Below are 23,078 nucleotides of genomic sequence, written 5' to 3' on the forward strand. Positions count from 1 at the left end.
CAAAAATGCGTTAGCGGGCGTCCTCGATTGCGATGGCCTGAGCCACAGCCTGGACGACGCCGGCAACCTTGACGGCCTCCCAGACCTGCTCCTTGGTCACGCCCTCTTCACGGACGGTGTTCGCGTGGGCCACAGCGCAGTGCTCGCAACCGTTGATGGTGGACACTGCGAGCGACCACAGCTCGAAGTCGGCCTTTTCCACACCCGGCTTGGAGATAATGTTCATGCGAAGACCGAACTTCACATTCGCGTAGTCATCACCCAGCCAGTTCTTGGCGCGGTAAGCGACGTTGTTCATCGCCATGACGGTGGCGGCGCCGTAGGCTGCCTCCACTGCCTCGTCGGAGAGGTGCTCCTTGGCTTCCTCCGCGATCTCGGCGATGACCTTCTCGTTGCGGGTAGCCGCCGCGGAAGCGAGGAGGGTGCCCCAAAGCTGCTGCTCGCTGAGCTCCGTGGAGCGGGTCAGCGTGCCGAGGTTGAGCTTCTGGTCCTTCGCGTACTCGGGAAGCGCCCCGCGCAGGTTCTCAATGGACATCTCGTGCTCCTTCTAACGAAAAAGGGTGTTTACTTCAGGGACTCCTGGACCACAGCCATCTTGTCGATGTTCTTGGTCGGGTCGTTCTTCTGCCAGTCGCAAGCGCAAACTTCCTCGGACTGCAGTGCGTCGAGGACACGCAGGACCTCGTCGACGTTGCGGCCGACAGCGTCTGGGGTGACGGAGACGAACTGGATGATACCGTCCGGGTCGATGATGAAGGTGGCGCGGTCTGCGACGCCGTCAGCGTTTTCGACACCGAGAGCGCGGATCAGGTCGTGGCGCACATCGGCGAACATCGGGAACGGGACGTCGAGGAGGTCCTCGTGGGTCGCGCGCCAGTTGAAGTGGGAGTACTCGTTATCGGTCGAGCCGCCCAGCACCTGGGTGTCGCGGTCCTCGAACTCCTCGTTGAGCTTGCCGAATGCGGCGATCTCCGTCGGGCACACGAAGGTGAAGTCCTTCGGGTAGAAGAAGACGATCTTCCACTTGCCCTCGTACTTATCCAGCGAGACGTTCTCGAAGTAGTCGTCCGGGGAAGCGGCGTTGGCTTCCTTCAGGTTGCCGCCCTTCAGGGCGATGAGGTCGAACTCCGGGAAACGCTCCCCAACAGTCATGATCGGCATAGTTATCCTCCAAAGAAACTGGTCAAACGGGTTTTCGTCGGACGGCAACCAGTATGGCACACAATCGAGGGGGTTTCAACGTAAAAACCTATTAACTCTTGTACGCTTAATAGGCATGGGCAATCGAGAATATAAACCGACGCTCGCGCAGATCCGAACCTTTGTCACGATTGCGGAGCAGAAACACTTCGTGAGCGCCGCGGCAAAACTCGGCATCTCCCAGCCGTCGTTATCGCAGGCACTCGCTTCTTTAGAAAATGGTTTGGGCATCCAACTCATCGAACGCTCCACCCGGCGCGTCATCGTCACCCCGACCGGCGAAGCGCTTCTCCCCTACGCGAAAGCCACTCTCGACGCAGCAGACGCGTTTGTCACCCAGTCGCGCGGTGCACTCGGCGAGCTCGCGGGCCCCCTCAACATCGGGATCATCCCCACCATCGCGCCGTACATTCTCCCCGCACTGCTCACCGGCTTCGAAGAGCAGTTTCCGGAGCTAGAGCCGCGCATCGTGGAAAACCAGACCGAGGTGCTACTCGGCATGTTGCGCGACGGGCAGATCGACCTCGCTGTGCTTGCCACCCCCGTCAACGTCAGCGGTGTCAGCGAGCTCCCGCTTTACGACGAACCCTTTGTCGCCGTCACCCACAACGACAACCCGCTCGCCGGGCGCACGGACCTCACACTGGATGCCCTCGAGGACTTGAACCTGCTGCTTCTCGACGACGGGCACTGCCTCCGCGACCAGATCGTGGAACTGTGCAAGATCGCTGCAGTGCACCGCCCAGCCAGCGCAGAATCCGTCACCCGGGCCTCCTCTCTAACCACGGTGGTACAACTCGTCGTCGCCGATATGGGTTCCACGCTGATCCCGTCTTCTGCGGTGGCCACGGAACTGACCCGCCCCGGGGTTGCAGCTGCCACGTTCGCCGAAGGCGTGGACGCGAAACGCACGGTCGGATTGGTCTACCGGTCGTCGTCGCAGCGTGCGTCAGAGTTCGAACAGCTCGGAAAACTCGTCACGTCAGCGTTCGAGCAGGCGCAGGAAGCTGGAAAGCACCTGCTTCCGCGCTAAACTCACCGTCTGGTTATGACTGAGCAAACTTCCCCTTCCCCTTCCCCGACGAAGCCGCAGCTCTACGAAGCACTCGATTCCGTGCCGCTCGCTGAGGTGCGCCGGTTCCGCAGGCGGCTAAAAAACGCGAAATCGCCGGAGGCGCTTTCCGCGATCGGTGCTGATATCGATACGGCGCGTGGGGTCGTCGACAAGCGTGATGCGCTGATCCCGGAGATTAAGTATCCGGAAAACCTGCCGGTATCTGCCCGCCGCGACGACATTATGGAACTGGTGCGCGACAACCAGGTTGTGGTCATCGCAGGCGAGACCGGTTCCGGCAAGACAACACAGATCCCGAAAATGCTGCTCGAGATGGGCCGCGGCCGACGCGGTCTGATCGGGCACACTCAGCCCCGCAGGTTGGCGGCGCGTACGGTGGCCGAGCGCATCGCCGACGAGTTGGGCCAGGACATCGGGCAGTCTGTCGGCTACGCCATTCGTTTCGACGACCGGGTCTCCAACTCCACCTCCGTGAAACTGATGACTGACGGCATTTTGCTCACCGAGATGCAGCGCGACCGCTTCCTTAACGCCTACGACACGATCATCATCGACGAGGCTCACGAGCGCTCACTCAACATCGACTTTCTGCTCGGCTACCTCAAGCGGCTGCTACCGAAGCGTCCCGACCTGAAAGTCATCGTCACCTCCGCAACCATCGACCCGGAGGCATTTGCGAACCATTTCGCCGACGCCGGCGGTAACCCGGCCCCAATTATCGAGGTATCAGGCCGCACGTATCCGGTGGAGATTCGCTACCGCCCGCTTGTCGAGCAGGTGGAAGCGAAAGACGGCTCGGTCAAGGAGATCGACACCGACATGATCGACGGTGTCGTCGCCGCTTGCAAAGAGCTCATGGGCGAAGGCAAAGGCGACATTTTGTGTTTCTTCGCCTCGGAGCGTGACATCCGCGATTGCATGGAGGCGATCGAGAAGCAGCATTGGCGCGGTGTTGAGGTCGTGCCGCTGTTCGGCCGTTTGTCCAACGCCGAGCAGCACCGCGTGTTCTCCGCGCACTCCGGCAGGCGCATCGTACTGTCCACCAACATTGCCGAGACATCGCTGACTGTCCCGGGCATCCACTACGTGGTGGACACCGGATTGGCACGTATCTCGCGCTACTCCACCCGCACCAAGGTGCAACGTCTGCCGATCGAGGAGGTCTCGCAGGCCTCGGCAAATCAGCGCTCAGGCCGCTCGGGACGAACCGCTGACGGCATCGCCATCCGTCTGTATTCAGAGGAGAACTTCGAATCCCGTCCGGAGTTCACGGATCCTGAGATCCTGCGCACCAACCTCGCCAGCGTGATCCTGCAAATGATCTCGCTGCGGCTGGGCGAGATCACCGAGTTCCCGTTCATCCAGCCGCCGGACCACAAGGCCGTGCGCGACGGGTTGATGCTGCTCAACGAGCTGGGGGCAATCAAGCACAAGGAACGCGACGGAGCGCCCGCGCTGACCGGCATCGGCCGCGACATCGCGCGCATCCCCGTTGACCCGAAGATGGCGCGCATGCTGGTTGAGGCAAACCGGCTGGGCGTGCTTGACGACGTCACCGTCATTGTCGCCGCGATGACTATCCAGGACGTGCGCGAGCGGCCTTTGGAGTATCAGGCCCAAGCGGACCAGTCGCACGCCCGGTTCAAGGACAAAGAATCTGACTTTTTGTCTTCACTGAAACTCTGGGACTACATCGGCGACTCTCGCGACGAGCTCTCGGGCAACGCGTTCCGCAAACGCATGAAGCGCGAGTTCTTGCACTACATGCGCATCCGCGAGTGGTTCGACCTGGTGCGCCAGCTGCGCGATGTCGAGCGCGGGCTCGGTTGGTCGCGCGCAGAAAATGTCGCAGGCGAGCGCGACGCCAACGCCATCCACCAGTCCCTGCTGACGGGTCTGCTCTCCAACATTGGCGCCCGCGACGGCAACTCCAAGGAGTTCCAGGGCGCGCGCGGGACGCGGTTTATGGTCTTTCCGGGGTCGTCGCTAAGCAAAAAGCCCCCGGAGTTCCTTATGGCCGCCGAACTGGTGGAGACCTCCCGCCTGTGGGCGCGCGACGTGGCCAAAATCGAGCCGGCCTGGGTCGAACACGCCGCAGGTGACCTGCTGAAGCACTCCTACTCGGAGCCGGTCTGGTCGCGGAAGCGCTCCGCGGCAATGGTGCACGAAAAGTCGATGCTCTACGGCGTGACCATCGTGCGCGACCGCCTGGTGCCGTATCACCGTGTCGATCCCGAAGGCGCCCGCAACATGTTCATTCGACACGCACTGTTGGAGGGCGATTGGAACCGCCACCACACTTTTATCGACCACAACGAGGCACTGCTCGCGGAGGCCTCCGAAGTTGAGGAGAAGGTGCGCCGGCGCGGACTCGTCGTCGACGAGGACACGCTGTTCGACTTTTACGACTCGCGCCTGCCGGAATCCGTGACCACCGCCCGCCACTTCGACTCCTGGTGGAAGAAGCAGCGCGCGAACGACAAGCATTACCTGGACTTCGACCCGGCCGCATTGCTTGACGACGACGGCGTCGACGCCTCCGCAAACGCCTTCCCCGAGGCCAAACGCCAGGGCTCGGTCGAGTATGCGCTACGCTACAAGTTCGAACCCGGCGACCCCTTCGACGGCGTGACAGTAGAGGTGCCGGTGCCGCTACTGGCGAACCTGCGCCCCGACGGCTTCGACTGGCTGGTGCCGGGCCTGCGCTCCGAGCTCGCCGCCGAGATGATCCGGACGCTTCCGAAGGCGCTGCGCAAAACCGTGGTGCCTGCGCCTGACTTCGCGGAGCGAGCACTTAATGCGATGCCCGACGACGTCGACCCGGACACAACAGCGTTTACCGATGCACTCTCGGAGGCCCTTCGCAGCGTCGGTGGCCGAGGTATCAACGGCACGGACTTCAACCCGGCGGCGTTGCCGCCACACTTGAAAGTCACCTACGCAGCTATCGACCGCCGCGGCAAAATTGTCGATCACGACAAGGATCTCACCGCGCTGAAGCGTCGCCAGGCAGGCAAGATTAAGTCCTCGGTGTCAAAGGCCGGCCGCAAGTCCGAATCTGAGGCCGTGCAGAAGTGGACCGCCGATTCCCTCGGTGCGGTGCCGGAGACTGTTAAAACCACCATCGACGGCAACGAGGTCGACGCCTACCCGGCCCTGGAGGCAACAAAGGAAGGCGTGAAGGTCACAGTCCACCCGACGAAGGCGGCAGCGGACGCGTCAATGGCCACTGCCACACTGACGCTGCTCCTCCGCGAGATTCCCGTCAATGCGCAGCAGATGACGAAGGGGCTGCCGCTGCGCCACAAGGTGGCAGTGGACCGCTATCCGCACGGCGGCGCCGAGGGGCTGGTGGAGGACGCACGCGTCGCGGTCATCCGCGACCTCATGGTTGCACACGGTGGGCCGGTGCGTTCCCCGGAGGAGTTCGACGCGCTACTGGCCGAGATTAAACCGCAGGTATCCGGCGGTGTGCGACGTGCGGTGGTCAACCTTGCCCCAGCTCTGGCGGCTTATGCGGATATGTCAGCGGAGTTGGAGCAGTGGGACGGCCCGGCGATCGACGATATGCGCTCGCAATTGCGTTTCTATTTGCCGAAGCACGCGGTGACTATCCACGGCGTTGCCCATTTGCAGCACCTGCCGCGCTATATCGATGCGATGCGGATCAGACTCGAGGACATGCGAGTCGATCCGGACCGAGATGCGGACCGTCAAGCCGTGGTTGACGGCGTCAAACAGTATCTTGCGCAGCGGATGCAGAAACTGCCGGCGAACCGCCGGAAAACGCGCGCGTACAAGGACATTGTGTGGCTGATCGAAGAGTTGCGCGTCAGCCTCTTCGCGCAGCGGTTGGGCACTCCCCGCCCGGTCAGCCAGCGCAGGATCGAAAAGAAAGTTGACGCGCTGCGCTAGCTCTCACGCGTGTGCGGGGACTTAGCGGAACTCGTCGCGGTCGCGCCGGCGCATGAGCCGAATCTCGGATTCGAAATCGTCGGCGCTTTCGAACGACTTGTACACGGAAGCAAAGCGCAGGTATGCGACCTCGTCAAGAGCGCGCAATGGCTCGAGCACCGCCAAGCCGATCTCGTTCGCGGGCACCTGGGAGCTTCCTTGAGCGCGGACGGTTTCCTCAACCTCTTGCGCCAGTCGTTTGAGTGCGTCGTCGGAGACGTCTCGTCCTTGACAGGCGCGGCGCACACCAACGATGAGCTTGTCCCGGTCGAACGGTTCACTCACACCGTTTCGCTTCACCACAGTCAACACCGCATTTTCCACAGTGGTGAACCTGCCCCCGCACTGTGTGCATTCGCGGCGCCTGCGAATCGCGGATCCTGCTTCGACCAATCGGGAGTCAGTGACTCTGGTCTGCTCGTTGTGGCAGAAAGGACAATACATGTTGCTCAGCCTACCCCCGCCCCGAAAAGGACTGGATGGCTCTACCGAGCCGCGGCGACCTCGAGATTCTGCGACGTCACCAGGGTCGCGGGCGCCTGTTCAGTTCCACTGAATGCCCCGCCGAACGCGGAACCGACCAGCAAAGCGACGCTGAGGATGGCAGCGAGAACCACGCCTTCCTTGCGCTCGCGGTGCGATTCGAAAACGTCATCCGTCTTCCTCTCGCCACAGGAGTGCACGAGATTCAAACGATCACCTTTTCGATCATAGGCACCGAGCGTTCGAACACGAGACGCCTCTACCGCCCGGCCAGGCACCTTCTCTAGGTCCCACACCTCGACTGGCTGTACGTAACACTGCGAAATGGAACCCGCGCTTCGGGCATAACTCACACTGTTCATCGTGGGGTTCATTGCTACCGACACGTTGGACTCCTTTCGTTTTGCGTCCCACTCTACGAACGGGCGCGACACGTTCGAACGTGAACTCGTCTATATGTTCGAATCCGCTTACATGTTCGATTTATAGCAAAGGCGCATTCACGTGTCTAGTCAGGAACGAAAGATATCGAACAAACTTGCCCTCTCTGGTAGGTTCGAACACACTGCAAACACCGCAGGGAGTGAGAAAGGGAGAACTCGTGGCAAAGAAGAAGGCCGAGGCAGGCAATTTGGATATGAGCACACTGTCAGATAGGCAGCGCAGGATCCTGCAGGTCATCCAGGATGCCGTTGTGCTGCGTGGTTATCCGCCAAGCATCCGTGAAATTGGCGACGCAACCGGTCTACAGTCCACATCGTCCGTCGCCTATCAGCTCAAGGAACTGGAGAAGAAGGGCTTTTTGCGTCGCGATCCAAACAAACCGCGAGCCGTAGATCTGCGCCACCTTCAGGAGTCCACCAAGCCGAAGCGCAAGGCACCTACCAAACGGGATGCCCCGGAAGAGGCGGCGCCAGCGCGCTATGTCCCGGTTGTTGGCCAAATCGCAGCCGGCGCCCCGATCCTGGCGGAGGAAAACGTAGACACGTACTACCCACTGCCGGGCGAGCTGCTTGGCGACGGCGACGTGTTCATGCTCCAAGTGGTCGGGGAGTCGATGCGCGATGCGGGCATCCTCAACGGCGACTGGGTCGTCGTGCGCTCCCAACCAGTGGCCGAGGAAGGCGAGTTCGTCGCCGCACTGCTCGACGGCGAAGCGACTGTGAAGGAGTTCCACCGCGATTCGACCGGTGTATGGCTACTTCCCCATAACGACGCGTTCTCCCCGATTAAGGGTGACGAGGCAGAGATTATGGGCCGGGTCATCTCCGTTTTCCGCACACTTTAGCCCCCATTCACTCCCCACGTCCGGGGGAAACCGGACACAAACACAGACAAATAGGCATCCCGATTTGGGATACTCGGTGCCATGTATGCAGAGGAACGGAAACGCCAGATCGCGTCGCTCACGGCAGTTGAGGGACGCGTGAGCGTTGCCGACCTCGCCGAAAAGTTCGATGTCACCGCAGAGACGATCCGTCGCGACCTGACCGCCCTGCACACCGAGGGTGTCGTACACCGCGTCCACGGTGGAGCGGTTGCCAACCAGGCGTTTCTCACCTCAGAGCTGCCGCTGGACGCCCGCTCGCGTTCTGCCTCGGGCGCCAAGAACGCCATTGCCCAAGCCGCACTGAAGTACCTCCCCGAACACTCCGGCGCCGGTATATTCCTCGACTCCGGCACCACAACAGCCCACTTCGCGGGCCTGTTAGCCGATCACGTCGCCGGGCGCGAGTGCTCGATTGTCACGAATTCGCTGCCCATCGCACTCGACTTGTCCACCGCCGGCCTCAACGACGTCCAGCTCCTCGGCGGTAGCGTGCGCGCCATCACCCAAGCAGTCGTCGGAGGCACCGCCCTTCGTACCTTGGCGCTCATGCGCGCGGATGTCGCATTCATCGGCACGAACGCGCTGACTATCGACCACGGTTTGTCCACTGCAGATGCCCAAGAGGCGGCGGTGAAGTCGTCCATGGTCACGAACGCGCAGAAGGTTGTGGTCTTGTGCGATTCGACGAAGATCGGCAATGACTACCTGGTCAGCTTCGCCCCGCTCGACGCGATCGACGTGGTGATCACAGACGACGACGCGCCAGAAACGTTTGTCGCAGAGCTGCGCCGAAACGACATTGAGGTCGTTCTCGCCACAACATAATGCGGACGGTACACACCCCCGTTTAGAACCGAATGTGTCCGAACCATTGCACAAACAGACATATTCGGACACACTGAGGGGGTGAGCAGCGAAAAGACCGTCAAACGTATCGTTACCGTCACCCCGAATCCGAGCATCGACGCCACCGTGCGTATCCCTGCCCTGAAACGGGGCGAGGTCGCACGTGCGACCGAGACCCGTAAAGAGGCCGGTGGCAAAGGCATTAACGTCGCCCATGTCGCAGCGAAAGCGGGTCTCGAGGCCATCGCAGTCGCGCCGTGCCAGCAAAGCGACCCGTTCGCCAAAGCGATGCGCTCGGTGCCTGCTCAATTTTTGCCGGTGCACGTTGAGGCGCAGGTGCGCACCAACACCGCCATCACTGAGGATGACGGCACAACAACCAAAATCAACGAGGCGGGGGCAACGCTTTCCGACGACGAGCTCACCGCCGTCGAGTCTTCGCTGGAGAAGCGTTGCCGCTCCGCCCACGCTGTCGTCCTCGCGGGTTCCCTACCACCAGGTGCTCCAGCGCACTGGTACAGCACGCTCGTCCGTGCCGCGCGCCGTAGTGCGCCTGGCGCGGTGATTGCGGTCGACACCTCCGACGCTCCTCTCGTAGCGCTCGGCGAGCGACTCGAAGAGGCCGCTCCGGATGTGCTGAAGCCGAACGCCTTTGAACTCGCCCAGCTCACTGGCGAGGATGGCGCGGAGCTCGAGCAGCGCGCCCAGGCCGGCGATTTTGCGCCTGTCGTCACCGCCGGTCGAGACCTTGTCGCTCGTGGTGTCGAGGCCGTCTTAGTCACCCTCGGCGGCTCCGGCGCTTGTCTGGTCAACAAGGACGGCGCATGGGCAGCCACGCCACCGCCGACCGAGGTGCGGTCGACCGTCGGCGCGGGTGATAGTTCGCTCGCGGGCTACCTCATCGCGCGTCTCGACGACGCCCCCGCTGCAGAATGCCTGCGTCGCGCTGTGTCCTACGGATCTGCAGCGGCATCGATGCCCGGCACCGGTTTGCCCTCGCCGGAAGATCTCAATCTCGAGCAGACCGAAGTTTTCCCCGTATAACTCAATCAAAGGAAGGCCAAGTGAACTCTCCACTGATCACGCCCGAGCTCGTGCGCCTCGACGCCGACTGGGGTGCCGCACCCCCGGATGTCATCGCAGAGCTGGCCGGCCTGGTCGCTGCCAGCGGCCGAGCGAGCGATGCCGCCCCGATCGCCGAGGCTGCCACTGCCCGCGAGGCGAAGGCCGGTACCGGCGTTAACGGACGTGTCGCTATCCCGCACTGCCGCAGCGAGGCAGTCACCGAACCGACGCTCGCGTTCGCCCGGTTGACCAACCCGGTCGACTTTTCCGGACCTGACGGTGACGCAGAATTGGTGTTCCTCATCGCCGCTCCGGAAGGCGGCGGCAAAGAACACCTGAAAATCCTCTCCAAACTTGCACGTGCCTTGGTGCGTGGCGACTTTGTGGACCGGCTGCGGGCCGCCACATCGGAGCAGGAGATCGTTGACGCGGTTCTTGAGGTGGTCAACGCCGAGCCGAAGAAGAAGAAATCGGCTGCTGTTCCTGCGGCGGCGACGGGGTCGTCGTCAAGCAAGGCTCCGGTGCGCATTGCCGCGGTGACCTCGTGCGCTACCGGCATCGCACACACCTACATGGCCGCCGACGCGCTCACGCAGGCGGCCGAGAAGCGCAGCGACGTGGACTTGCGCGTCGAGCCGCAGGGCTCGTCCGGCGGCGACCGGCTGGATCAGGACTTCATCGATTCTGCTGACGCGGTCATCTTCGCCCACGACGTCGCAGTGCGCGACAAGGAACGCTTTGCCGGAAAGCCGGTGGTTGATAGCCCGGTCAAGCGTGGCGTGAACCAGCCGGACGCGATGATCGACGAAGCGATCGCCGCCGCGAGCAACCCGGCCGCACCCCGCGTGAGCGCTGCAGCTTCCGCGGGTGCGGCGGAGCAGACCGCGTCGTCGTCGGAAAGCTGGCCGAAGCGCCTCCAGCAGGCGATCATGACCGGCGTTTCCTACATGGTGCCGTTCGTCGCCGCCGGCGGCCTGCTGCTTGCGCTGGGATTCCTGTTCGGGGGCGCTGACATGGCCAACGGTTGGCAGGCGCTGGTGACCGACTACTCGCTGACGAACCTGCCGGGCAACGAAATCACCGTCGACGGTGAAGCCATCGCCTTCGAACGCAGTGGTTGGCTGCTCTACCTCGGCGCGGTGTTCTTCGCCACCGGCCAAATGGCAATGCAGTTCGTGGTGCCGGCGCTCTCGGGCTACATCGGCTACGGCCTGGCTGGCCGCCCCGGCATCGCACCGGGCTTTGTCGGCGGCGCGATCTCGCTAATGGTCGGCGCCGGCTTCATCGGCGGTCTGATCACGGGTCTGCTTGCCGGCGTGGTGGCGTACTGGATCCAGACGTGGAAGGTGCCACGCTGGCTCGGCTCGCTGATGCCGGTCGTCATTATTCCGCTGTTGACCTCGCTGATCATCGGCGTACTCATGTTCCTGCTGCTCGGCCGCCCGCTCGGCGCGCTCATGGAGGGTCTGACCGGTTGGCTGGAGTCGATGTCCGGCTCGTCGGCAATTCTGCTCGGCGTGATCATCGGTCTAATGATGTGTTTCGACTTGGGCGGTCCTGTAAACAAGGCGGCGTACCTCTTCGGCACCGCAGGCCTGTCCGCAGGCACCCAGGGCGCGTACGAGATCATGGCCGCGGTCATGATTGCCGGTATGGTTCCGCCGATCGCGCTGTCGATTGCGACATTCATCCGCAAGTCGCTGTTTACCCGTGCTGAGCAGGAAAACGGCAAGTCCGCGTGGCTATTGGGCTTGTCCTTCGTCTCCGAAGGTGCGATCCCCTTCGCCGCAGCCGACCCGTTCCGCGTCATCCCGGCAATGATGCTCGGCGGCGCGACCGCGGGCGCCGTATCCATGGCGCTCGGTGTCGGTGCCCAGGCGCCGCATGGCGGTATCTTCGTCATCTTCGCCTACCAACCGTGGTGGGGCATGCTGATCGCGCTCGCGGCCGGCGTTGCGGTGGCGACGATCGCGGTGGTCGCGCTCAAGCAGCTGTGGCCGAACGAGGAAATCCGCAAGGCCGCAAAACAGGCCGAATCCCCTGTGTCCGCGTAGGCGCGGGCGCGTACACTTGATAACAACTCCGCACTTACACCTTGAAAGGACAGTTGCGCAATGGCTTCCAAGACAGTGAAAGTTGGCTCCACGGTCGGTCTGCACGCACGCCCAGCGACAGTGATCGCTGACGCCGCCGGCGAGTACGACGACGAGATCCTGCTCACCCTGGTCGGCGGCGACGAGGACGACGAGACTGACGCCGCGTCCTCCCTGATGATCATGGCGATGGGCGCCGAGTACGGCGACGAGGTCGTTGTCACCTCCGACAACGCGGACGCCGTGGAGGAGATCGCAGCGCTGATCGCCAAGAACCTCGACGACGAGTAAGCGCTTCTCGCGTATCGACGATAAAGCGCCCGGGCAGCAACGACTGCCCGGGCGTTTTCGCGTTGCTTCGCTATTTGCGGAACTGCCCCTCCCCGATCGTGTCGTACGCCCAGCGCATGAGCGGGTAGATCACGATGATTCCAACGGAGCCCAGTGCGATGCCCTCGAGGGTCACCGGCCCGATGTCGAACGAGAGGTTGCCGATGCCGACAATCAGCGCCACCGCCGCTGCGGTGAGGTTCGCCGGGTCGGTGAAGTCCACCTTGTTGTCCTGCCAAATACGCACGCCCAGCATGCCGATCAGGCCGTAGAGCACCAGGCAAGCGCCGCCGAGTACGCCGGCCGGGATGGTGAAGATCACCGCGCCGAACTTCGGGATAAACGCCAACACGATGGCGAACACGGCGGCGACCCAGTACGCGGCGGTGGAGTACACCTTCGTCGCCGCCATCACACCGATGTTCTCGGCGTACCTCGGCGTGGCAGACCGTGACCAGCGCCGACGCTTTGACCAGCATGTTTAGGCACCCGGCACGCCCGGCAGGCCCGGCAAAAACGGCGAGACCGGAGGCGGATGCGGGATTTCTGCGGGATTTGCCGAACCCCATGAAGGGGAAAGACCCCCGCGCGACACGCAGCAATGATACTAAACTTGCATTACCACTAACACCGTGTTACTATAGGGATGTAAGCAAGAGAGCAACACGCAAGGAGAACACAATGAACCTCGCCACCTACCGCGCAGAGCGAAACATCGCCCACCGCATCGAAGCCATCATCACCGCTCAGGCAGGAAACTTCACCTACAGCATCGAAGACAACACCGGCGCCAACCCCTATGAAAGCGCAGGCCTTGAAAAGAACTGGCGCAGCACCTTCCATCGGGCTGCCGGCGCAGCCGAGACCCACCGCATGCTCATCAGCAACAGCCTCGCAGATGGCATCGCCTACGGTGCGTGGGACGAGATCCTGGCCGGCATTTACGAAAAGCCCACCACCCGCGCCGAACTTCGCACTGGGGAATGGGTCGAAGAGCAGGAGCAGGCCTTCCTCAAGGTGCTCAATAACGGCACCCTGCGCGGACTCATCGACAGCAAGGTCAAGGAGGCAGTCGCCAAATACGAAGAGTTGCGTGCCGCTGAGGAGCGCGCAATCGCCGAAGAACAGCACTAGCCGTCACCCGGGGCAGGCGCAGTCCCGCCCCCTTAAGGAGACTCTATGAGAGACACACAAATACCTGACCTCGAGGTCGAGCACGTCGAGCCGGCCATCCGCGCTGCCCTCGACGGGACTACCTCCACCATCATCGAATGCGAGATGCCACCGCTGACGCTCACGCTCGAATGGTGCGCACGCGGCGACGGTACGCCAATGTGGGATGCGCCTGTTTCAGGGCACCTGGGCAAGGTGGTCGCTCTCCGCCCCGACGGAGAGACCCTTACCGTCCCACTAGACGACGGCCACGGGTGGGACGAGCTGGCAGAGCGGCTGGTGGACTTCTCCAGCGTCTGGGAGTACGAGGCTAAGCACGCACTCCAAACTGTGCGTTCTCAGACCATGCAGCTGCAGGAGGCAGAGAGGGAAGCGCGCATCCAGCGTGGCAAGCTTGACGATGCTATCCGTGCCGCGCACAAGCAGGGCGTGACTATGTACCGCCTCGCGAAATCCACGGGCTTCTCGCAACCGACAATTAAACGTATCGTGAAGTAGGCGCGAAAAAATACCCCCATCCTGGCCGTAGCCAAGGTGGGCACACCACGATCGCGCCCGCACAGCACACTAGACCACCACAGGAAACCACCATGACCACATACACCATCACCAACCTGAACACCGACGACCAGGTCACCGCCAACGACCACGATCACGTCAAAGAACTGATCACCGACTGGTTCCATGAACCTACCGATGAAGAACTCGACGTCCTCGACGAGATGGACCACCCGCCCGGCGATTTCGACGCCGACGACTGGCGCCTGGCCTACTTCGGACTAGAGATCACCACCCCCTAGACATAAGAAAAGACCCCGCCCCGGCAAACGCCGGAGCGGGGTCTAAACAATCTGGGGGCGGAGATTTCACAACTCGCCGGCCGCTCGCGCGGCGTAAAACTCCTCCTCGGTAAGAAACGGCGGCCGCGGCATACTCTCGGCAAGCCAGCGGTGATACACGTCGGTGCGCTTAAACCGCGCCTCCAACTCGGCCATTTTCCTGTTCACCGCCCGGTTGACATCAGCCTGCACCCGAAGTTGCTCGGTCAAGTATTGCACCGTATCCAGCAACTCGGGCACCTGCGCGACATTCGCCTCAACCGCACGCGCCGCCTCCTTATCCGACTTGGCCTTTTCGTCCGCTACAGCCTTCGCCCGCTGCGCCACCACGCCAAACGCGGCCACGATCAACGTCGAACACACAGCGGCCAGAAACTCCCAGCCATTCGAGATCGGAGACAGATCAAAGTCGGGCGACATCATCCCCCCTCCAAACTGACGGCATGAACCGACCGCGCCACACGGTATACACCAAAAACAGCGCTAAGCCGATATAGATCACACCTCGCGCCAAAAACGGGGTCAGATGCTCAAGCACCACTCGAATCCAGTCAAGCCACCCCCAATACCCCGGAATATGCACCGGCTCGGTCCACAGGTACAGCACCCCCCACGTGGCGAGCACCATACCGGCGACGACCAGGGCGGCGCTTTCCACCCGTGGTGAATCACGTCGAAGCGCGATCCACGAAAGCAGCGCCGACGCCCCCCACACGATCGGCGAGATCCACCAATAGCGCACCTCGACAACATGCCGAAATATAGACGGCGCGTCAGAGAAAAACGACAGCGAGCGCCCGGTGAACACCAACGCGAGAATGAGCAGCACCCCCTTGTCGGTCGCTACCCAATCCCGAAACGCCCGCGCGCCGGGCCGCCACCTGCCGGGCAGGTGATCAATCGGCACGATGCCGGCCCCCGTCAACCAACGACGGGTCTAACGGGTCGCCGACCCCCAGCGACGCCACCGACGTAAGTGCCGAAAGCACCGTCGCGGTGCCCGCGATCCCCAGCGCCTCAACCCATCCGAGATCCCAGATCGGCGACGCCGCGCCCACGCCGAGAGAGGCGACAAGGGACTGGGCGAACGTCTTAGCCGCGCGCTCCGCGGCCTGCTTCCAAAAGGCAGTAGACCACATGGCTATACCTCCTTCTTCGCCTTGAGCACGGCCATCTTGTCGAAGGTGTCGGGCACGCCGACCTTCTCGGCGATCGCAGACTGCAGATCGTAGGCAGTACGCCGACCAGACTGCGGCAGACCGCGATCATTTTCACCCGTCAGCTGGAAGTAAATCTTGCGAGCGTAGTCGAGCAGAGTATCGATTTTGCCCTCGAGGCGGGCCGCCTGTTCAGCATTCACGCTGTCCTCCTTAGAAGAAGTGGGATTGAATATCGCGGCGAGTTCATCAAGCGAGCCGCGAAACGCGTTGACATCCACCGGGTGCTTGCCGGCTACGATGCCGTTGGATCCGAATTGCAGAATGTCCGGCCGGCGGTCACCGAGCGGGTAGCGCCACCCAGAGTGACCGTTGCCGCCGTCCCGGTCGTAGGTAACGCGCGGCGCGCCGGTGCGGTTATGGCCGTAGTTGGACACCCAGAGATAGCCGAGACCGTCCATCGACGGTTCGCCACCGGGCATATGCTCCCAGTACCACGCGCCGGAATAGATGCCGGGCACGTAGTAGCCGCGCTTTTCAAGTTCACGCTTCGCCGCCCACACGTCGTCGCCGGTGAGCAACTTGCGCTGATTCTGGCCGACAGATTCGACGTCGATCCACACGCCGAGGTCCTTTCGGCCGCCGAGTTGCCGATCGATGACATCGACCTGCTGGGCAATCGTGGTGCCCTCCGACGGGGCACGCAGATACCAGTAGGTAGAGACCAACAGGCCATTGCGCTCCGCGTCCTCAAGATGCGACCGAAACGTTTTGTCCACGTAGGTGCCGTCGCACAGACGCAGGATCACAAACTCGATACCTTCGGCCTTCGCTTTGCGCAGCGCAAGGCCGTCCTGGTGCTCCGAGATGTCGATCCCGAATCGCACCCCGGCCAGATCTTTCAGCGACGAGCGGACCTGGCCTGGCCACCGAGCGCCGTCAAGCATCACCGCCGGATTCAGACGGCCCTTGCCGGGCGGCACCCAGGAGAACTCGTGCCACTCGAAGTGAAGGTGGGGGGCGACGCCGCCGTTGGTGGCGCGCTCGCCGTTGATGCGGCCGATACGCTGGCCCTCCTCGACGCGATCGCCGACAGACACCTCCGGAATGATGTGGCCATAGACCGTCTCGCCGCCACCATTCGACGCCGGGTGATCAATCGTGATCCAGTTTCCGAAACCGGACGCCGGGCCCGATCGGGTCACCGTGCCAGACTTCACGGCGAACACAGGCTCGTCGGCGCACCCGCCCTCCTTGCCATAATCAACGCCCCAATGAAAATCGCCCCACCGCGGGCCGAACCCGCTCGTGGTCACGAATCCCTTGGGGACAGGCATGCAAACCATAGAGAAAACACTCCTCTTCTTTCGTTTCTAGATTTTGCGGTACAGATCCGGCGCGCCCGGCGGGATAACGTCCGCGCGGTGGTCGCACAAGACCTCCCACACCCCGCCGCCGAAATTGACCCGGTCGCCCTGGCAGAGATCGACATCAGCCTCCCAGCGCGGGGCGAGGCGCCACCGGCCGGCGTCAGGATTCGACGGCACCGGCCGCCTCCTCCGGAACCGGTGGGGGCACAGCGACATAGCCGCGGCCCTGACCGGGCGGGGTGGACACCGGCGCGGCAGACGACACCTGCCACACCCGCTCGGACGCCCACACCAGATCGCCGTCGATAAACGGCTTCGTCGGGTCGTACTCGAGCACCCCGGTCATTCCGGCGTATGGGCTCGACTCCGGAATACGCGCCTCGACCGGGGCGAGCGCCGGCACCGTCGCGCGCATATTGCGCACCGCGTCGGTCGCGCCCTCGGCCTTCGCGCGCTCCGCCTCCCGACGCTTCACCTCATCATCGGCCGCCCAAAGACGATGCCGAAACAACCCCTCATCACTAAGCCTCATCACAGCAAGACGAGCCGCCTCCGGGTACTCCCCCGGATCCAGCCCGTCAAGCGCTTCACGAAAAACATCAAGAGACATGCAAAAACCTTTCAATAGTGGAAAACCCCCACCATCGGCAGGGGTTAGTTTTCAGGTGGGAAGTTCACGATCTGCACCGACACGGAGCCGTTGTTCTGCGCATTCGTGGTGACGTTTCGGGCCTGCACGATGAGATTCATCGCATTGTCTGCCGGGGTGGAGATTTGGCCTGCCCACACGCGGATTGTCTCGTGGTCGACGAACGTCCAAGGCACAAGTTCCTTCTTGAAACTGCTATCACCCTCAAGTTCGACTCGGAGCCCGGCGGCCGACATGCCGGTTGCGACGATGGTGACCATCGACATGCCAGCCGGCAGCGGAATACGAGTACCACCACCAACCACCCGGGTCATGTAGGCAACCTCGGCATACGGCTTGCCCTTGCGCTCCAGGACGTAGGTTTTCGGCAGCAGGAAGTCGATGTTCACATCAGGGGTGGTCATGCGGCCACCCCCTGCGCTAGGTGCCGATGATCGGCATGGGAATTACTCGGGCAACCGCCGTGCCACCAGCCGTGCCTATCGTCGTGCTGAGCGTTCCAACATGAATCCAGGTTTCTTGGCCAGGGCGTGCCACGACGGTGAAAGTTCGGCGTTCCCCAGAAGGAACCGCCGCTCCGCCACTGTCTGACGTAGCCATTGTGCGCCCGCTGGAACCGGCACCATTGTTCGTGTACAGCCAAACGTTCTGGTCTACCCAGTTTTGCAGCACGATCTGATAGGCAAAGCCCTCCGCGATCTGCGTCCACGCGGTGTTCTTGTCGGTCCTGTAAAGGACCGACGACACATCGCGTTTTTCCCATTCGATAGCGAACGGCATGAACAGATCCACATCGATGTTCGGGGTGGTCATTTAGCGCACCCCCCCCCCGCAGTCGCTACGAGGTGGTGACCTCGAAGTCGATTGTGAGGCTGGCGGGGATCGCTTGTACCGCTAGTCGCGCCCCAGCGTCCAGTGCGCCGGTTGAGCGGAAGTACACCCACTGTGGCTGCTCGGAGGAAACGCGGGCGAAGCCCCTGCGCTGCTTCCTGGTGGTTTCCGCGTCGAGGGTCACGACCGCGACCTTCTGCGACATATCCCGGTTCCACACATGAAACGCTTCGACCTGCGCCCGCCCGTCCCAGGCGATGATCAAATCGTGTACCCCTGGTTCCAGTTCGAGGTACACGCCGTGCACGTCCGGGGGATAAACAATCGGCATTGTGCCGGTGCCACCGCCGGGCTGCTTCGCCACCCGCTCCATGATGATGCCCGCCATCTACACCACCGCCCCGGCGCGGCGCGCTACTCGAAGTTGAGGGGGTAGACCTCGATGGTGCCGGTCGCGTCGGTTGTGGTGCGGGGTGATGCTTCGAGACGTACCTGGTCGCCCTCGATAGCGCCGACGGTGACCATCCGAGAATTGCGCGACCCCCCCCGCCTTTGCCGGAATAGTGTCGAGCTCGATTCGCTCGCCCCCTCGCACGAGGTTGAGCGTCACTTTCTCCGGCCCCGCCCACGAGGCCACGACCCGGCACGGCCCCGGCACAAGATCAATGTTTGACGAGGCTCCATCGGCTCGGGTCAGCCAGGAATAATCCTTCTTCCCGCCGACGGTATAGCCGTACGGCAGCGGGATATCGATTGTTGACATGCTTCTCCTTTCAATAGACAGGCCTGTCCACCTCACGGCGGTCAGGGTTTACTCGTACGGGTAGAGCGTGCAGATCAGGCGGAAACGATCACCTGCAAGGCCGGATGGATTCGCCTGCGACCAGGCGCTCGACCCGGACCCGGCGGATAACGCCGGGCCGCCGTTGGCGTTCTGGCCGTTGGTTTCCCAGATTTTCCGGTCCTGGATCCACAAGACCCTGATTTCCTCGTACGCGACCTGGCCGACGCGCACGCCCCAATCCGTGGAGTTGGCGATGATTGAATACTGCAGGTGGATATAGCCCATCCACCCCGCCTTCGGGGTCAACGTAATTTCAGTGTTCCGAGAGGCGTCGACGGTGACCCAATCGTTCGACACCTTCTTAATTCCGGCTTCCGAGGTGATATAGACCAGCCGGGCGGCGGTGCGCTCAAGTTTCGCCACCACCGCATCGCGCGCTTCGAACGCCTCCTGGCGGGCGGTTTCAGCATTCGAGCGCTCAATCTCAGCCGCCTTGCGTGAATCTTCCGCATCAGCACGACCAAGTTCAGCCCGGCGCCGCTCGTTTTCAGCGGCGGCGCGTTCTTGCTCCGCCATCGCCATAGAGGCATGCGAGGCGTACATCGCCGAGAACGACGACCGCCGAAACCCCTCCGCCTCATCACGGCGCGCCTCCGCGTCGGCGCGTTTCGATTCAGCATCATCACGCGCCGATTCAGCCGCAGACCTCGCCTGCTCGGCGGCAGCACGATTATCCTCGGCGCTGGCACGCTCCAACTCGGCGAGCATGCGCTCGTTTTCGGCGGCGGCGCGTTCTTGCTCCGCCATCGCCATAGAGGCATGCGAGGCGTACATCGCCGAGAACGACGACCGCCGAAACCCCTCCGCCTCATTGCGTTTCGATTCAGCCTCCGCGCGCTGATCTTCCGCATCAGCGCGGGCAAGTTCCGCTTCATTGCGAAACCCCTCGGCTTCGCCGCGTAGCCGTTCGGCTTCACGCGCCGCCTCCTCGGAAAATCCCTGCGCAGAGACCGCATCAGCCGACGCGTCCTGCGACTTCTTCGACGACTTAGACGACGAATCCGACGATTGACGTGCCGAATCCGAATACCCCTTCGCAAGATCCGACGCCGTCGACGATTCCAGCGACGCCGACTCGGCGGCCGCCGCCGACACCCCCGCGTCCTGGGAGTGCTGGGCCGCCTGATCGGAATGCTCACCGGCGCGCACAGAATGCACCGCCGACTGATCCGAATGGCGCCGCGCGGCTTCCGAGTGCTCAAACGACAGCACCGAATAGGACACGCTCGACGCCGACGCGGCATGCGACGCCTGCGACGCCACCTGCGACGCCGCCGACGATTCGGAGGATTGCAGCGACGCCAACTCGGCCCGCCGCGCATCCTGCCCCGCCGATTCGGAATGCCGCGCGGCTTCCTCGGAGTGCTCCCCCGCCTTTACGGAATGAGCCGCCGAGGTATCCGAATGACCCCGCGCCTGATCCGAATAGGTCGACGCCTCCAACGAATAGGACACACTGCGGTCGGAGGCTTCGCGGGCCTGCTTGACGTAGCGGGCGAGACTACCGTCCGCATCGCGCACCTCAGACAGGGCGGTATCGGCGGCGAGTTTCGCGTCACCGGCGGTGCGCTCCGCGGCCCGCGCAGTACGGGTCGCCGCCCCGGTCGCCTCCGCTGCCTCGCGGCGCTCACGGCGCACCTGCCGATCCAACTCACGGTTTTGAGCCTCCCGGGCAAGACGGTCAGAAAAGACCTGCCCGCCGATATGCACCCGCTCCCGATCCACCTCAGTAACGAGTTGGTCGGGAAGGAGCCGGCCCCATACGAAAACCGGGACCCGGTCGTTGACGCGAATGTGCTTGCCGGGAATTTGCCGACCCAGACCAGCAAGGGTGATGTCACGCTCGAAAAACGACTGCCCGCCGGTACGCGCCGCGGCCGCGTCGAGTACCTCCTCGACGGTAGAGGTTTCATCAACCGCCGAAATCGACACGTCCTCACGGGCGAACCGGCGCCCAAAACGGCCCGAGGGTTGCTCGGGCAAGTCGGCGACGTAGCCGAGTTTTCGCCCATCGGGCAACTCCGGCTCATCGACATCTTCGAGGTGAGTAACGTCCCACGCTCCCCACGTAAACGCAGCGAGCGGGCGCATCACCGTCATTTCACCACCGTCGGCGATAAGCGGCGCGGTCATGATCTACCCACCTCCTGCACACACACCCGCCCCACCGGGTGGTTGAACGTTTTACGAACTGGGGGGCCAAACCGCTCGCCTGTGGCCTTATCGGGTGCCAGGCGAGGCCCGCGCACCGTAATCGGTGGATCCCCCGGCCACCACAACTCCACCCAGACGTTGACGCCGGCGGATTCGGCCGGGGCGAGGATCGTAGACCACAGCGGGTCGTCTTGGACCTGTATTGTGATGCGCTCGCCGGATGCCGACGCCACCCCGTAGTCGACAACGAGGTGGGGGTCGGTCCAGCCTTTGAGCGCATTCACCGCGTCGAAGGAATCCTGACAAAGATCGCGGATCACGCGCACCGCCGGGCCGGTAACGGTGTACCCGTCGGCGCGGGTTGCCAGTTCCACCGGGGCGAGTTGGCGCGGCTTGCGATACGGCCCGCCGGCGTCCTCGCGCCATTCGGTAAACTCGCCGCCTTCCCAGGTGTGCGGAATCGACGGGCACGGGTGCGCATCCAGAAGATCGGTCAGCGACACCCCGCCGACGGTCAGCCGCTCCGGCGCGTCCGCCGGACCCTCGCCGGTAGCGAACACCACATCAAACGCGAGCCGGATACCAGGCCGAGCGATCACCACAAGATAATTGCCACCAGTGGCCGGCGCGAGGTAGCCCGATTCATCGAACACGCCGATGTTCGGAGCGAGCAGCCGCTCGACGATCCCGTTTGTGGGGGCGATACGCCCCCGGGCGGGGATCACCACCTGGTGGTCGGCAACAGCGAGACGAGTACGCGGCGCCTCGACCGATTCAGCCGCCGGGAAATCACAGACCGGAACACCGTCGGCGTTGGCGAGCCCGATCCACTCGCCGGTATCGGCGACGACTTGGTTCACGTGTTTTTGCCACTCGGGAAAATCCACCTATGACCTCCACGGCGAATCGAAGCCGGTATCCCATTCGAGGCGCGCCCCGGCAAAGATGCCGAATCGGCGAGCGGCCCCGGGTGGCACCGGCTCGGTGATGAACCCGCCGCGCAGCCGCGCCCACAACGCCTCGTCGATCGACCCGTCGGGGCGTAGCAACACGCCGGATTCAACCGGGTCGAGATAGAGCACGCGCTCCTCTGCGGCGGCTGGAATAGCGATCCCGGCGCCTGACGGTAACGAAAGTCGCCCACCGGCCCCCTTCCACCGCAATCGCGGCCATATAAAGGCAACCCCCCTATTCGTAACGGTGACGCTTTGCTTCGATGACGACCCCGTCTCATAGAACAGCCCGGAATCGGACACCACCGGAACGTCCAGCGAAATATGCCGCTGCTCCAACGGCGACCGATCCGGCTGCGGCATACCTTCATCACCGAGGCGGACCTCCATCCACCGCGGCTGCGAAAGCCCCGGCGCGTAATACTCAATACGCCCCGCCGAATCATGCGACCACGCCGACACCCAGCCCGGCCACACCTCGCGCATCGACAATCGCGCCGCCCCCGGGTCGACCAGCACAGAAAGTGTCGCCGAAACCGGCTCCACCCGCGACGACCCCGGGCGCACAACCTGACCGGGCACCCCGGCAAGCCGTAGACCCTCGGTGGCGCGCTGCGGCTTCAAGCCGCTAGCACCTTCAGCCAAAAGCAGCACACCCTGCTCGCCGGTAGACAAATTCCACCGGCGGCCCCGCGGGTCCACGTACTCGATGGTGTAGTCAGCCATCGACAA

At 63.2% G+C, this 23,078-nt stretch carries 26 protein-coding genes and 1 pseudogene; 10 read left to right on the forward strand and 17 right to left on the reverse strand.

The genetic code is table 11. The features are described from left to right. Positions 1–10: 10 nt before the first annotated feature. Positions 11–535, reverse strand: coding sequence for a carboxymuconolactone decarboxylase family protein (locus IAU68_RS06780; RefSeq protein ID WP_171194119.1), 525 nt, complete (start codon positions 533–535; stop codon positions 11–13). A 29-nt stretch (positions 536–564) separates the two neighbouring features. After that, entirely contained in the window at positions 565–1,161 is a 597-nt protein-coding gene (locus IAU68_RS06785; RefSeq protein ID WP_171194120.1) for a peroxiredoxin, read from the reverse strand. A 115-nt stretch (positions 1,162–1,276) separates the two neighbouring features. Here IAU68_RS06785 and IAU68_RS06790 point away from each other — a divergent pair, with 115 nt between their 5' ends. Both IAU68_RS06790 and hrpA read left to right on the forward strand, forming a co-directional pair. Continuing rightward, positions 1,277–2,233, forward strand: a complete 957-nt coding sequence (locus tag IAU68_RS06790) for a hydrogen peroxide-inducible genes activator (RefSeq protein WP_171194121.1) — start codon at positions 1,277–1,279, stop codon at positions 2,231–2,233. Between the two features lie 15 nt (positions 2,234–2,248). Beyond that, positions 2,249–6,190 (forward strand): ATP-dependent RNA helicase HrpA, encoded by a 3,942-nt coding sequence (gene hrpA, locus IAU68_RS06795; protein ID WP_171194122.1) that lies wholly within the window; start codon positions 2,249–2,251, stop codon positions 6,188–6,190. Positions 6,191–6,211: 21 nt separating this feature from the next. Here hrpA and nrdR read toward each other — a convergent pair whose 3' ends face one another. Both nrdR and IAU68_RS06805 read right to left on the reverse strand, forming a co-directional pair. After that, positions 6,212–6,673, reverse strand: coding sequence for a transcriptional regulator NrdR (gene nrdR, locus IAU68_RS06800; RefSeq protein WP_171194123.1), 462 nt, complete (start codon positions 6,671–6,673; stop codon positions 6,212–6,214). Positions 6,674–6,714: 41 nt separating this feature from the next. Next, positions 6,715–6,921, reverse strand: a complete 207-nt coding sequence (locus IAU68_RS06805) for a hypothetical protein (RefSeq protein WP_171194124.1) — start codon at positions 6,919–6,921, stop codon at positions 6,715–6,717. Positions 6,922–7,349: 428 nt separating this feature from the next. Between IAU68_RS06805 and lexA the strand changes: the two genes are divergently transcribed. The 5 genes from lexA to IAU68_RS06830 all read left to right on the forward strand — a co-directional run bounded on the left by lexA (position 7,350) and on the right by IAU68_RS06830 (position 12,337). Next, positions 7,350–8,000, forward strand: coding sequence for a transcriptional repressor LexA (gene lexA, locus IAU68_RS06810; RefSeq protein ID WP_171194160.1), 651 nt, complete (start codon positions 7,350–7,352; stop codon positions 7,998–8,000). A gap of 81 nt (positions 8,001–8,081) precedes the next feature. After that, the gene (locus IAU68_RS06815; RefSeq protein WP_171194125.1) at positions 8,082–8,867 is read left to right on the forward strand and encodes a DeoR/GlpR family DNA-binding transcription regulator; all 786 of its coding nucleotides are present in this window, start codon (positions 8,082–8,084) and stop codon (positions 8,865–8,867) included. Between the two features lie 81 nt (positions 8,868–8,948). Continuing rightward, positions 8,949–9,932 carry a 1-phosphofructokinase family hexose kinase gene (locus IAU68_RS06820; protein WP_231698987.1) on the forward strand — a complete coding sequence of 328 codons (984 nt, stop codon included), beginning with the start codon at positions 8,949–8,951 and terminating at the stop codon, positions 9,930–9,932. 20 nt (positions 9,933–9,952) lie between these two features. Continuing rightward, the gene (locus tag IAU68_RS06825) at positions 9,953–12,007 is read left to right on the forward strand and encodes a PTS fructose transporter subunit IIABC (protein ID WP_171194126.1); all 2,055 of its coding nucleotides are present in this window, start codon (positions 9,953–9,955) and stop codon (positions 12,005–12,007) included. 60 nt (positions 12,008–12,067) lie between these two features. Beyond that, entirely contained in the window at positions 12,068–12,337 is a 270-nt protein-coding gene (locus IAU68_RS06830; RefSeq protein WP_171194127.1) for an HPr family phosphocarrier protein, read from the forward strand. A gap of 70 nt (positions 12,338–12,407) precedes the next feature. On the opposite strand, the pseudogene IAU68_RS06835 reads toward IAU68_RS06830, so the two are convergent. Continuing rightward, a pseudogene (locus tag IAU68_RS06835) lies at positions 12,408–12,824 on the reverse strand (solute carrier family 23 protein); the annotation flags it as partial. A gap of 233 nt (positions 12,825–13,057) precedes the next feature. Here IAU68_RS06835 and IAU68_RS06840 point away from each other — a divergent pair. From IAU68_RS06840 to IAU68_RS06850, 3 genes are all read left to right on the forward strand, one after another. Further along, positions 13,058–13,510, forward strand: a complete 453-nt coding sequence (locus IAU68_RS06840) for a hypothetical protein (protein ID WP_171194128.1) — start codon at positions 13,058–13,060, stop codon at positions 13,508–13,510. A gap of 45 nt (positions 13,511–13,555) precedes the next feature. Further along, on the forward strand, positions 13,556–14,047 hold the full coding sequence (locus IAU68_RS06845) for a hypothetical protein (protein ID WP_171194129.1): 492 nt from the start codon (positions 13,556–13,558) through the stop codon (positions 14,045–14,047). A gap of 92 nt (positions 14,048–14,139) precedes the next feature. Beyond that, on the forward strand, positions 14,140–14,349 hold the full coding sequence (locus IAU68_RS06850) for a hypothetical protein (RefSeq protein WP_171194130.1): 210 nt from the start codon (positions 14,140–14,142) through the stop codon (positions 14,347–14,349). A 66-nt stretch (positions 14,350–14,415) separates the two neighbouring features. Here IAU68_RS06850 and IAU68_RS06855 read toward each other — a convergent pair whose 3' ends face one another. The 12 genes from IAU68_RS06855 to IAU68_RS06910 form a co-directional block, all read right to left on the reverse strand. Next, positions 14,416–14,811 carry a hypothetical protein gene (locus IAU68_RS06855; RefSeq protein WP_171194131.1) on the reverse strand — a complete coding sequence of 132 codons (396 nt, stop codon included), beginning with the start codon at positions 14,809–14,811 and terminating at the stop codon, positions 14,416–14,418. Beyond that, a complete protein-coding gene (locus tag IAU68_RS06860) occupies positions 14,792–15,295 on the reverse strand; it encodes a hypothetical protein (protein WP_171194132.1) in 504 nt (167 codons plus the stop codon). Before IAU68_RS06860 ends, IAU68_RS06855 begins: the two co-directional genes overlap by 20 nt. After that, positions 15,285–15,527 (reverse strand): holin, encoded by a 243-nt coding sequence (locus IAU68_RS06865; RefSeq protein WP_171194133.1) that lies wholly within the window; start codon positions 15,525–15,527, stop codon positions 15,285–15,287. Before IAU68_RS06865 ends, IAU68_RS06860 begins: the two co-directional genes overlap by 11 nt. Positions 15,528–15,529: 2 nt before the next feature. Continuing rightward, a complete protein-coding gene (locus IAU68_RS06870) occupies positions 15,530–16,882 on the reverse strand; it encodes a GH25 family lysozyme (RefSeq protein WP_231698988.1) in 1,353 nt (450 codons plus the stop codon). Between the two features lie 36 nt (positions 16,883–16,918). After that, positions 16,919–17,092, reverse strand: coding sequence for a hypothetical protein (locus IAU68_RS06875; protein WP_171194135.1), 174 nt, complete (start codon positions 17,090–17,092; stop codon positions 16,919–16,921). After that, positions 17,076–17,525 (reverse strand): hypothetical protein, encoded by a 450-nt coding sequence (locus tag IAU68_RS06880; RefSeq protein WP_171194136.1) that lies wholly within the window; start codon positions 17,523–17,525, stop codon positions 17,076–17,078. Before IAU68_RS06880 ends, IAU68_RS06875 begins: the two co-directional genes overlap by 17 nt. Before the next feature lie 44 nt (positions 17,526–17,569). Next, positions 17,570–17,968 (reverse strand): hypothetical protein, encoded by a 399-nt coding sequence (locus IAU68_RS06885; RefSeq protein ID WP_171194137.1) that lies wholly within the window; start codon positions 17,966–17,968, stop codon positions 17,570–17,572. A 16-nt stretch (positions 17,969–17,984) separates the two neighbouring features. After that, positions 17,985–18,377, reverse strand: a complete 393-nt coding sequence (locus tag IAU68_RS06890) for a hypothetical protein (RefSeq protein WP_187767822.1) — start codon at positions 18,375–18,377, stop codon at positions 17,985–17,987. A gap of 25 nt (positions 18,378–18,402) precedes the next feature. Beyond that, positions 18,403–18,783: a hypothetical protein gene (locus tag IAU68_RS06895; RefSeq protein ID WP_171192575.1), complete on the reverse strand. Its 381-nt coding sequence runs from the start codon at positions 18,781–18,783 to the stop codon at positions 18,403–18,405. A 423-nt stretch (positions 18,784–19,206) separates the two neighbouring features. Further along, a complete protein-coding gene (locus IAU68_RS06900) occupies positions 19,207–21,372 on the reverse strand; it encodes a hypothetical protein (RefSeq protein WP_171192576.1) in 2,166 nt (721 codons plus the stop codon). Then, the gene (locus IAU68_RS06905; RefSeq protein ID WP_171192577.1) at positions 21,369–22,280 is read right to left on the reverse strand and encodes a hypothetical protein; all 912 of its coding nucleotides are present in this window, start codon (positions 22,278–22,280) and stop codon (positions 21,369–21,371) included. The genes IAU68_RS06900 and IAU68_RS06905 overlap by 4 nt, the downstream gene beginning before the upstream one ends. Beyond that, positions 22,281–23,072, reverse strand: coding sequence for a hypothetical protein (locus tag IAU68_RS06910; protein WP_171192578.1), 792 nt, complete (start codon positions 23,070–23,072; stop codon positions 22,281–22,283). Positions 23,073–23,078 lie beyond the last annotated feature (6 nt).

The organism is Corynebacterium lujinxingii (assembly GCF_014490555.1).
Lineage (GTDB): Bacteria > Actinomycetota > Actinomycetes > Mycobacteriales > Mycobacteriaceae > Corynebacterium > Corynebacterium lujinxingii.